10 protein-coding genes are annotated in these 9687 nt (G+C 64.0%); 2 read left to right on the forward strand and 8 right to left on the reverse strand.

Features of this window, described 5'->3' with window-relative positions:
• Positions 1-347: 347 nt before the first annotated feature.
• On the reverse strand, positions 348-947 hold the full coding sequence (locus OC446_RS27485; RefSeq protein ID WP_262032133.1) for a hypothetical protein: 600 nt from the start codon (positions 945-947) through the stop codon (positions 348-350).
• A gap of 209 nt (positions 948-1156) precedes the next feature.
• Here OC446_RS27485 and OC446_RS27490 point away from each other — a divergent pair, with 209 nt between their 5' ends.
• Positions 1157-2965 carry an IlvD/Edd family dehydratase gene (locus OC446_RS27490; protein WP_262032134.1) on the forward strand — a complete coding sequence of 603 codons (1809 nt, stop codon included), beginning with the start codon at positions 1157-1159 and terminating at the stop codon, positions 2963-2965.
• Positions 2966-2992: 27 nt separating this feature from the next.
• Complete coding sequence (locus OC446_RS27495) at positions 2993-3736, forward strand: SDR family oxidoreductase (RefSeq protein WP_262032135.1); 744 nt, start codon at positions 2993-2995, stop codon at positions 3734-3736.
• Between the two features lie 201 nt (positions 3737-3937).
• Here the strand turns inward: OC446_RS27495 and OC446_RS27500 are convergent, their stop codons facing one another.
• The 7 genes from OC446_RS27500 to OC446_RS27530 form a co-directional block, all read right to left on the reverse strand.
• Complete coding sequence (locus tag OC446_RS27500; RefSeq protein WP_262032136.1) at positions 3938-4909, reverse strand: 2-hydroxyacid dehydrogenase; 972 nt, start codon at positions 4907-4909, stop codon at positions 3938-3940.
• Between the two features lie 24 nt (positions 4910-4933).
• Positions 4934-5236: a TfoX/Sxy family protein gene (locus OC446_RS27505; RefSeq protein ID WP_262032137.1), complete on the reverse strand. Its 303-nt coding sequence runs from the start codon at positions 5234-5236 to the stop codon at positions 4934-4936.
• Positions 5233-6156, reverse strand: coding sequence for a DMT family transporter (locus OC446_RS27510; protein ID WP_262032138.1), 924 nt, complete (start codon positions 6154-6156; stop codon positions 5233-5235). Before OC446_RS27510 ends, OC446_RS27505 begins: the two co-directional genes overlap by 4 nt.
• Positions 6157-6237: 81 nt before the next feature.
• Positions 6238-6768, reverse strand: a complete 531-nt coding sequence (locus OC446_RS27515; RefSeq protein ID WP_262032139.1) for a MarR family winged helix-turn-helix transcriptional regulator — start codon at positions 6766-6768, stop codon at positions 6238-6240.
• A 93-nt stretch (positions 6769-6861) separates the two neighbouring features.
• Positions 6862-7692 (reverse strand): ABC transporter permease, encoded by an 831-nt coding sequence (locus OC446_RS27520; protein ID WP_262032140.1) that lies wholly within the window; start codon positions 7690-7692, stop codon positions 6862-6864.
• The gene (locus OC446_RS27525; protein ID WP_262032141.1) at positions 7692-8471 is read right to left on the reverse strand and encodes an ABC transporter ATP-binding protein; all 780 of its coding nucleotides are present in this window, start codon (positions 8469-8471) and stop codon (positions 7692-7694) included. The genes OC446_RS27520 and OC446_RS27525 overlap by 1 nt, the downstream gene beginning before the upstream one ends.
• Before the next feature lie 33 nt (positions 8472-8504).
• Positions 8505-9509 carry an ABC transporter substrate-binding protein gene (locus OC446_RS27530; protein WP_262032142.1) on the reverse strand — a complete coding sequence of 335 codons (1005 nt, stop codon included), beginning with the start codon at positions 9507-9509 and terminating at the stop codon, positions 8505-8507.
• Between the last annotated feature and the right edge of the window lie 178 nt (positions 9510-9687).

The raw sequence follows: 9687 nt of genomic DNA on the forward strand, positions 1-9687 counted from the left end.
CCTGCAGGCTCGCAGCGCAAGCTGCGGGCCCACAGGTGCTGGCTCTTTGACATGACTGGATCATCCCGCTCCGATGAAGCGCTCCGCTGTCATCCCCGGCGCACGCCGTGCGGGAAGCGAATCCAGGATCAAGCGAGCCGCCATGGCTTCTCTCCCCTTCGCTGCGCGTCTTCCCGGGAATGACATCCCTGCCGTCATGGCTGGCCATTCCGATCCGGTGAGGCTCGGCGCTTCATAGGATCGGGATCGCCGTGACTGATTCCTAAATCAGGCCCGGGGCAGTCCCTGACGTAAAGGGCGCTGCCGAGATGCCATGGCCCGTCTCCTGACTGGCCGAGAGCTCGATCTCAGAGTGGCGAAACCCGTCTCAGGGGCTTGATGCTCTGGTACTTGACGGTGGTCTGCGCGCCGCCTTTCTCCTCGTAACGCTTGGCTAGAACGAAGCCGAGTTCGGGCGAGTAGAGATCGGTGTGTTCGAACGTCGTCTTGCCGTCCTGGTTGAGAAAACGGTTGTGCACCACGAGGACCTTGTAGGAGCAGGAACCGAGCTGAATCTGCTCTTGGCCCGTCACGGTCAGTTCCAGGGAAATCAAGGCTCCCACTTTGCCGGGCTGCGAGGCGGAATAGGTCAGCGTGCGGCGGGCTTTCGGTTCGAGCGGAAAGAGGCTGCGCAGATCGGACACGGGAATGTTGATGCTGCGGGCGGTATCGTCGAAACGGCTGATCGGAAAGAAGCCCCGGTAATAAATCACGTCCTGTTTTTTGCCGCCGAGATATGCGTTCAGCACATGGACGAAATGCTCGGCAGCAGGGCGAACCTCCGCGACGGCTCCCGGTCGCTCCAGAACGAAGCCCAGCTTCGCGGTCTGAGCTGTCGGGCAATCGTCGGCATGTGCCGGAGAGATTGCCAGAGCCAGCAAGGCGAAAGAACAGGCGTGTCGAAACATGGCGGGGCTACCCGGCGTTATCAGGTGAAGAATTGCAGCAGGACGGAACCTGCATATGCAAGTTTATAACAGCATATTTGACGTGGTGGGAAGCGGCTCATCACGCCCCTTGCAGGGCAGCTACTTTAGTCAGGGGATGGTTGATCTTGACGTCTGTCCCGGATCAAATACCGCCACCGCATTTACGGATGCCCGAAAGGAAATGAAGAATGGCTGAGAGGCCTCACCGTCGCACTCCCGATCAGCTTCGCTCACGGCTTTGGTTCGACAATCCCGACAACCCGGGCATGACTGCGCTCTATCTGGAGCGCTACCTGAATTTCGGCCTCACGGGCAAGGAGCTGCAAGGCAAGAAGCCGATCATCGGCATCGCGCAGACCGGCTCCGATCTGTCGCCGTGCAACCGGCACCATCTCGAACTCGCCAAGCGTGTGCGCGACGGCATCACAGCCGCCGGCGGCGTGGCTTTCGAGTTCCCGTGCCATCCGATCCAGGAGACGGGTAAGCGTCCGACCGCCTGCCTCGATCGCAACCTGGCCTATCTGTCCCTCGTCGAGGTTCTCTACGGTTATCCGCTCGACGGCGTCGTGCTGCTTACCGGCTGCGACAAGACCATGCCGGCTTGCATCATGGCAGCCGCTACCGTGAACATTCCGGCGATCTCGCTCAATGTCGGGCCCATGCTCAACGGCTGGCACCATGGCGAGCGCACGGGTTCGGGCACCATCGTGTGGAAGGCGCGCGAGCGTCACGCGGCGGGCGACATCGACTACCAGCAGTTCATCGACATCGTCGGCTCGTCCGCTCCATCCGTCGGCCACTGCAACACCATGGGCACGGCATCGACGATGAACGCGCTGGCGGAAGCTCTCGGCATGTCTCTGCCGGGCTCCGCAGCCATTCCCGCGCCCTATCGCGAGCGCGGCCAGATGGCCTATGAGACCGGCCGGCGCATCGTCGACATGGTCTGGGAGGACCTGAAGCCGTCCGACATCATGACCCGCGAGGCGTTCGAGAACGCGATCGTCGCCAATGCGGCCATCGGCGGATCGACCAACGCGCCGATCCACATCAATGCCATCGCCAAGCATATCGGCGTGCCGCTCGACAACAACGATTGGGAGCGCATCGGTTTCGAGATCCCGTTGCTCGTGAACATGCAGCCCGCGGGCGAGTATCTCGGCGAGGAGTATTTCCGCGCGGGCGGCCTGCCGGCGGTCATGGCCGAGCTGATCGGCGGCGGCAAGATCCACGAGAATGCGCTGACCTGCACGGGCACCACCATCGGGGAGAACTGCAAGGGCAAGTTCACCTGGGATCACGACGTGATCCGCTCATTCGACAATCCGCTGAAGGAGAAGGCCGGCTTCCTGAACCTCAAGGGAACGCTGTTCGATTCCGCCATCATGAAGACGAGCGTGATCAGCCCGGAATTCCAGGAGCGCTACCTCAACAATCCCGAAGATCCGAACGCCTTCGAAGGTCCGGTGGTCGTGTTCGACGGGCCTGAGGATTATCACCACCGCATCGACGATCCGTCGCTCCACATCGACGAGCACACGATCCTCATCATGCGCGGCGCGGGTCCGATCGGTTATCCCGGCGCAGCCGAGGTGGTGAACATGCAGCCGCCCGGAGCGCTGATCAAACGCGGCGTTCTTTCGCTGCCCTGCATCGGCGACGGGCGCCAGTCCGGCACCTCGGGCACGCCGTCGATCCTCAACGCTTCGCCGGAGGCTGCCATCGGCGGTGGGCTGGCGTTGCTGCAGACGGGCGACCGGATCCGCATCGATCTGAACAAGCGCAGCGCCGACATTCTCCTGTCGCCGGAAGAGCTGGAGAAGCGCCGTGCGGATCTGGAGGCGCGGGGCGGCTATGCCTATCCGGCGAGCCAGACCCCCTGGCAGGAGATCCAGCGCTCGATGGTCGATCAGCTCTCCGAGGGCATGACCCTGAAGCCCGCCGTGAAGTACCAGAAGGTCGCGCAGACGTTCGGCGTGCCGCGGGACAATCACTGATCGACCAACAAGCAAGCGGGGGCTGTCATGAACAGACTTCACGGAAAGACAGCCCTCGTCACGGCGGCGGGGCAGGGAATCGGACGCGCCATCGCCGAGACGTTTCTTCGAGAGGGTGCAAAGGTCTGGGCGACGGATCTCGACGTCGCCAAGCTGGAGGGACTCGATGGCGCCGAAAAGCGCAGGCTCGACGTGCTCTCGAGTGCCGATGTCGAGCAACTCGTCGCCGAGGACGGGCCTTTCGACATTCTCGTCAATGCGGCAGGCTTCGTGCATCACGGCACGATTCTCGAATGCTCCGACAAGGACTGGGACTTCTCGTTCGACCTGAACGTGAGATCCATGCACCGCACCATCAAGGCCGTGCTGCCGGGCATGCTGGAGAAGGGCCGGGGCTCCATCGTCAATATCGCGTCGGGCGCTTCATCGGTGCGCGGGATCCCCAACCGCTATGTCTACGGCACCACCAAGGCGGCGGTAATCGGCCTGACCAAGGCGGTGGCTGCGGATTTCATCAAGCGCGGCGTCCGCGCCAACGCCATCTGCCCCGGCACGGTCCAATCGCCGTCCCTCGACGAACGGATCGCGGCGCTCGCATCGAGCTCGGGTCAAAGCCTCGACACCGTGCGCCAGGCCTTCATCGACAGACAGCCGATGGGGCGTCTCGGGACGGCCGAGGAAGTGGCGGCGCTGGCCGTCTACCTCGCGTCGGACGAGGCCAGCTACACGACGGGACACATCCACCTCGTCGACGGCGGGTTCGCGCTTTGAAGCATCGAACGCAAAAGTGGGCACCGGTTTTGCGTGGAGAGATGCGATAAAATAAATACTGAGAGCATCGGACGTGAGTTCGAGTTCACGCCCGATGCTCTCAGTATTTATTCTTCTGCGAGGCGGAGTCCGAGCATTCCCTCTATCGCCATCACCGGCATAAGGCCGCGGATGGCGCCGTTTCTTCTTCGGGCCTGCGCCTCAGCCCGCTTTCCCCTTGTAGGGCGTCTCCGCGACCGGAGTCAGCGGGCCCTTACCGTCGAACCATGAGATCAGGTTGTCGGCGACGAGCTTGCCCATGGCGTTCCGGGTATGCACCGACGCGGAGGCGATGTGGGGCAGGAGCACCACGTGCTCCAGATCGATCAGCTCCTGCGGCACGCGCGGCTCGTCCTCGTAAACGTCGAGGCCCGCGCTCAGGATCGTGCCCGACTTGAGCGCATCAATGAGCGCCTGCTCGTCCACGACCGTGCCTCGGGCGACATTGATCAGGACGCCGTTGGAGCCCAAGGCCTTCAGCACCTCCGCATTGATGAGATGCTTGGTGGCGGCGCCACCGGGCGTGATGACGATGAGCACATCGCAGGCTTCCGCGAGTCCGGTCACCGTCGGATAATAAGGATAGGCCACGTCGTCCTGCTGCGTGCGCCCGTGATAGGCAATGCTCACGTCGAAGCCGGAGAGGCGCTTCGCGATGGCCTTGCCGATGCGCCCCAGCCCGACGATGCCGACTTTCCTGTCGCGCAGGGTCGCCGACAGAGGGAAGGAGGCCTTGAGCCATTTCCCGTCCCGCAGGTAGCGGTCGGCCTGCGGGATCTTTCTCAACGTCGCAAGAAGCAGGCCGAGAGTGAGGTCGGCGACCTCGTCGTCGAGGACGCCAGGCGTGTTGGTGACGACGATGTTGCGCCTCGCTGCTTCCTCCGCATCCACATTGTCATAGCCGACGCCGAAGCTTGAGACGATCTCCGCATTGGGAAGACGGTCGAGGAGGGTGGAATCCACGCGGCCGAAGAGCGTGCTGGTCGCCACGCCGCGGATGCGCGGCCCGAACTCCTTCAGGAAGGCCTCCTTGTCGTCCTGCTCCCACAGGCGATGGAGCGTGAAGGCCTTGTCGAGTGCGTCGATGACGATGGGATTCATCGGCGCGGTCATGAGGATGTCGGTTCGGCTCATGGCGTTTCCTGTTGTCGGGTCGGGTTAAAGGGAACAGCGTGCGACGCCGCCCCGGCGAGAGGCTTCGTCGATGATCCTGGCTTGCTGCTGGAGCGCGGTCTTCACATCCTGCGGCAGGTCGAGCCAATGGCAGCCGCGCAGGGCGGCCTCCAGCGCATAGAGGGCATTGAGGCTTACCTGCCGGGGCAGTATGAATTTCAGCCGGCGATAGGCCTCGACCGATCCCATGGCGCGGAGTTCGGCGATCGTGCAGATGCCGGCCTCCTCCAGCCTGCGCTGCGTCACAGGGCCGATCCCGGGCAGGGTGTCGATGGCTGTATCGCTCAAGTGCACGGCTCCGGCTTTCGAGGCTTCACGCGTTCACGGTAGAGCAAATAGAGCCCCGATGCGATGACGATGCCAGCCCCGACGAAGGTCCAACCATCCGGCCAGTCGCCAAAGAGGACGTAGCCCAGCACCAGCATCCAGACGATCTGGCTGTAGATGAAGGGCGACAGGATTGCGGCCGGCGCGCGGGCATGGGCGAGGATCAGGAGCCAATGACCGAAGGCCCCGTAAAACCCCGTCGTCGCCAGCAGGAACCACATGAGGGGCGAGGACGGGGTGGACCATACCCAGGGCAGGACCGGTGTGACGAAGACGATGCCGGCGACGCTGGAATACAGGGTCGTCGTCGCGACGGAATCGCTCGAGGCGAGCATGCGGGTCACGATGGCGTAGAAGGCGTAGGCCACGGAACCGGCCAGCGACAGCAGGGCGGCGGGGTGCATGGACCCTAGGCCCGGTCGCGTGATCACGAGGATGCCGATGAAGCCGATCCCGATGGCGGCCATGCGGTGCCAGCCGACGCGCTCTCCGAGAAGAGGGCCGGCGAGCAGGGCCACCAGCAGCGGCGTCGCGAAGATGATCGATTGCGTCTCGACCAGCTGCAGATACTTCAGGGCGAAGAAGTTGCAGATCGTCGAGGCGAAGAGCAGGAACGAGCGCAGGAGCTGCAGCGGGAGGCGGCGCGTCCGCAGAGCTCCCGGCTGGGTTCGCGGATTGATGACCAGGAAGGTGAGACAAGCCGCCGAGATGTAGCGGGCCCAGACCGTCACCATGGGGTCGACGGAACGGTTCACCCATTTGGCCGTCGCATCGAGGCACGAGAAGCAGAACAGCGCCACGCACATGAGCGCGATGCCCGCGACGCGGCTCTGGTGCCACGCGGCGATCTTGGACGGAGATTGGGTGACGGTATCGGCCATGGGGAAATGCTAGCCGCTTCCCCGTCCGTATACGAATGCCCGCCACGCACGACCCTCGTGCGCGGCACACAGGGGTTGCGGTCAGACCGTTGCGGCCAGTTCCGGCTCGTCGGCGGCTTCCAGCCCGTCCACCTCGTCGTCGGCCTCGAAGCCGGTCTGATCGGCCCCGGTGAGGCCGGCGAGGTTCTTGGCGGCCTTGCGCAGCAGCTTGCGCAGGCGCTTGCGGTCCTTGTTGTCGAAGCCCTGGAGCAGCTCGCCCTCGACCTCCTCCCACAGGGCGTCGATGGCGGCGGCCTTGCGCTTGCCCTCCTTGGTGAGCTTCACACGCACGACCCGGGCATCGCCGGGTTCGGTATGGCGCTCTACCAGTTTGAGGCTGGACAGACGGGACACGGTCTTGGACGCGGTCGGCGGGCGCACGCGCAGGATCGCCGCGAGTTCCCCCATGGTCATGGGGCCGGCATTGCTGAGGGCCTGAAGAACCTGCTCCTGGCCGGCGAACAGGCCGAGCTCCGAGAGCTTGTCGCCCGTGCGGCTTCGATGCAGGCGGGAGGCTTGAACCAGAGCCCATCCGACGCTCTTGATGCCCGGATGCTTGTTGTCGGTATCCATGGTCCCTCGCTGTTCGAAGCTTTTCGACGGTAGCATGGCCCGGACTCATGACGGTACGATGACAAGCCGGCACATTATTAACAGGCTAAGGGATCAGCGATCCCGGCGGACGATGCTTTCATGCCAGCGCCGGAGAAGCAAATGATTGAGTGCGGCCAGAGCCAGGAATAGCCCGATCCCGGTTGCGGCCAAAAGGACGAGAGCCGCGAAGAGGCGCGGGATGTTGAGCCGGTACTGGCTCTCGATGATGCGGTAGGCCAGCCCTGACCCCGCTCCTGCGGAGCCTGCCGCCATCTCGGCCACCACGGCGCCGATCAGGGACAGGCCTCCGGCGATCCTGAGGCCCGCCAGGAAGGCCGGGAGGGCGGCCGGGCGGCGCAGATACCAGAGGGCTTTCAGTCGGGCCCCGAGCCGCGCGAGAGGGCTTTGCGAGGTCGGTGCGCCATAGAGCTCGAACAGCTCCATGAGGTTGCGGTCCACGGATTGCAGGCCGAGCATCGTGTTCGACAGAACCGGAAAGAACGCGACGAGCCACGCGCAGGCCAGGACCGCCACATCCTGCGGCATGTAGATCAGCAGCAGGGGCGCGATGGCGATGACGGGCGTGACCTGGAGCACGACGGCGAACGGGTAGAGCGAATATTCGACGATCCGCGACAGGCTCAGGAGCACCGCAAGGCCCACGCCGCCGACGACCGCGAGGGCGAGACCCGCGAGCGTGGTCCCGAGCGTGGTCAGGAGCGAGGCCTGGAGCAGAAGCCAATCGGCCACCATGGTCGTCGCGATCAGGCTCGGGGCGGGCAGGATGTAGGGCGGAATGCCCTTCAGCCGCACGATTGCTTCCCACGCGGCGACGGCCGCCGCAAAGACGGCAAGCGGCAGAACGATCTTCAACGGGCTGCTTTGCGTGCGAACCGGCGCCATCACGGCCGCTCCTCGGCTGTCTGATCAAGCAGAACCTGCGAGATGCGCCTGCAAAGCTGCGCATAGGCTGCACCGGTACGAAAGTCTTCGGCGCGCGGCCCCGGCGGCATGCCTTCGATTGCGGCGACGACCCGTCCCGGACGCGCGGACATGACCGCGATGCGGCTCGACAGATAGGCGCTCTCGTAGACCGAATGGGTCACGAACACGACCGTGCAGCGCAACTCGCTCTGCAGGCGCAGCAGATCGTCGTTGAGCCGGAAGCGGGCGATCTCGTCGAGGGCGGCGAACGGCTCGTCCATGAGCAGCAGCCGGGGCTTCAGGGACAGGGCCCTGGCGATCGACACGCGCATCCGCATGCCGCCGGAGAGTTCGCGCGGATAGGCCTTGGCGAAGTCGTTCAGGCCGACCAGCGCCAGGCTTTCGACGATGCGGTCCTGCGCGTCGCGCCTGGACACGCCGCGAAGACGCAGGGGAAGCCACACATTGTCCGCCACATTCGCCCAGGGCATCAGCGTCGCGTCCTGGAACACGAAGCCGATTTCGCCGCGATGATCGCTGTCCCGCGAGCCCGGCCACGTGACGCTTCCCGCCGTCGGCTCCGCGAGCCCCGCGATGAGGCGCAGCACCGTCGACTTGCCGCATCCCGATGGACCGAGCAGGGAGATGAACTCACCCGCGTGAATGTCGAGATCGAAGCCGGAAAGCGCCGTCACGCCGTTGGAGAAGATCTTCGAAATTCCCTTGAGGGAAACGAGCGTGGGCGCGGGTTGCATCATCGGCATGGCGACACGAGATGCGTCGCTCTCCTCTTACTTCCTCAGGTCCAGCCCCACGCCCTTGTTCACGAACTGGAGCGTATAGGCTTGCCTGTAGTCGAGATCAGCCTTGAAGAGGCCGGCCTTCACCATCTTGTCGAAGAAGTCCTTCATGCGCGCATCCGTCATGGCGCCGATGCCGAGCTGTCGGGTGTCGCCGGAATCGACGATGCCGTATTCCTTCATCTTGGCCCGGGAATAGTCGAGCAGCTCGTCGGTCATTTCCGGATTGTCGCGCTTGATGAGTTCCTTCGCCTTCGTGTTATCGCCGTAGAGGTAATTGTACCATCCGATGGTCGAAGCATCGACGAAGCGCTGCACCAGATCGGGATTGGTCTCCACGATTTCGCGGCGCGTCTCCACGGTGGTGGAATAGGTGCTGAAGCCGTAATCGGCGAGCAGGAACACGTTGGGCTTGAAGCCCGCGGCCTTCTCGATGGTCAGCGGCTCCGACGTGACATAGCCCTGCTGCACGGAAGCCTTGTTGGCGATGAAGGGAGCCGGGTTGAAGCCGAAGGGCTTCACCTGCTCGTCCTTGAATCCGTATTCAGCCTTCATCCACTGGAAGAAGGTGGCGACGCCGTCCTTGGAGAGAAGAATGTCGTTCGACTTCTTCAAATCCGCGAAGGTATCGAGCCCCTGACCCGGATGGCTGAGGAGCACCTGCGGCTCCTTCTGGAAATGGGCCGCGACCACGACGGTCGGGATGTTCTTCTCCACGGCCGAGAAGGCCTGGATCATGCTGCCGCCCATGTAGAAGTCGAGCTTGCCGACCGTCATGAGCATGCGGTTGCTGGCGCGGGGGCCGCCCGGCACGATGGTGACCTTGAGGCCATACTTTTCGTAGGTCCCGTCGGCCACGGCCTGATAATAGCCGCCGTGCTCGCCCTGCGCGATCCAGTTCGTGCCGAAGGTCACCGCCGTCGGCGGCTGCTGCGCCAGGGCGCTTCCGCTCAGGCAGGCCGCAAACGCTCCCGCGATCCAGGCGTTCAACTTCATCGGCATCGACCCCTTCACTCAGGCCTCTCGTCGGCCGCGTCAGCTTCTGCGCGGTTCATGGGTGCTTGGCAAGATCTTCGTACCTCCAGGCAGGATGGCATGGCAGGTGCATGTTGATGGATCCCTGTCAAAGAGCCAGCACCTATGGGCCCGCAGCTTGCGCTGCGAGCCTGCAGGG

The organism is Microvirga sp. Mcv34 (genome assembly GCF_024519725.1).
In the GTDB taxonomy this organism is placed as follows: domain Bacteria; phylum Pseudomonadota; class Alphaproteobacteria; order Rhizobiales; family Beijerinckiaceae; genus Microvirga.

Bases quoted from the DNA above. Each gene is read 5' to 3' on its own strand.
- OC446_RS27485 (WP_262032133.1), bottom strand. From the start codon at position 947: ATGTTTCGACACGCCTGTTCTTTCGCCTTGCTGGCTCTGGCAATCTCT.
- OC446_RS27490 (WP_262032134.1), top strand. From the start codon at position 1,157: ATGGCTGAGAGGCCTCACCGTCGCACTCCCGATCAGCTTCGCTCACGG.
- OC446_RS27495 (WP_262032135.1), top strand. From the start codon at position 2,993: ATGAACAGACTTCACGGAAAGACAGCCCTCGTCACGGCGGCGGGGCAG.
- OC446_RS27500 (WP_262032136.1), bottom strand. From the start codon at position 4,909: ATGAGCCGAACCGACATCCTCATGACCGCGCCGATGAATCCCATCGTC.
- OC446_RS27510 (WP_262032138.1), bottom strand. From the start codon at position 6,156: ATGGCCGATACCGTCACCCAATCTCCGTCCAAGATCGCCGCGTGGCAC.
- OC446_RS27515 (WP_262032139.1), bottom strand. From the start codon at position 6,768: ATGGATACCGACAACAAGCATCCGGGCATCAAGAGCGTCGGATGGGCT.
- OC446_RS27520 (WP_262032140.1), bottom strand. From the start codon at position 7,692: ATGGCGCCGGTTCGCACGCAAAGCAGCCCGTTGAAGATCGTTCTGCCG.
- OC446_RS27525 (WP_262032141.1), bottom strand. From the start codon at position 8,471: ATGATGCAACCCGCGCCCACGCTCGTTTCCCTCAAGGGAATTTCGAAG.
- OC446_RS27530 (WP_262032142.1), bottom strand. From the start codon at position 9,509: ATGAAGTTGAACGCCTGGATCGCGGGAGCGTTTGCGGCCTGCCTGAGC.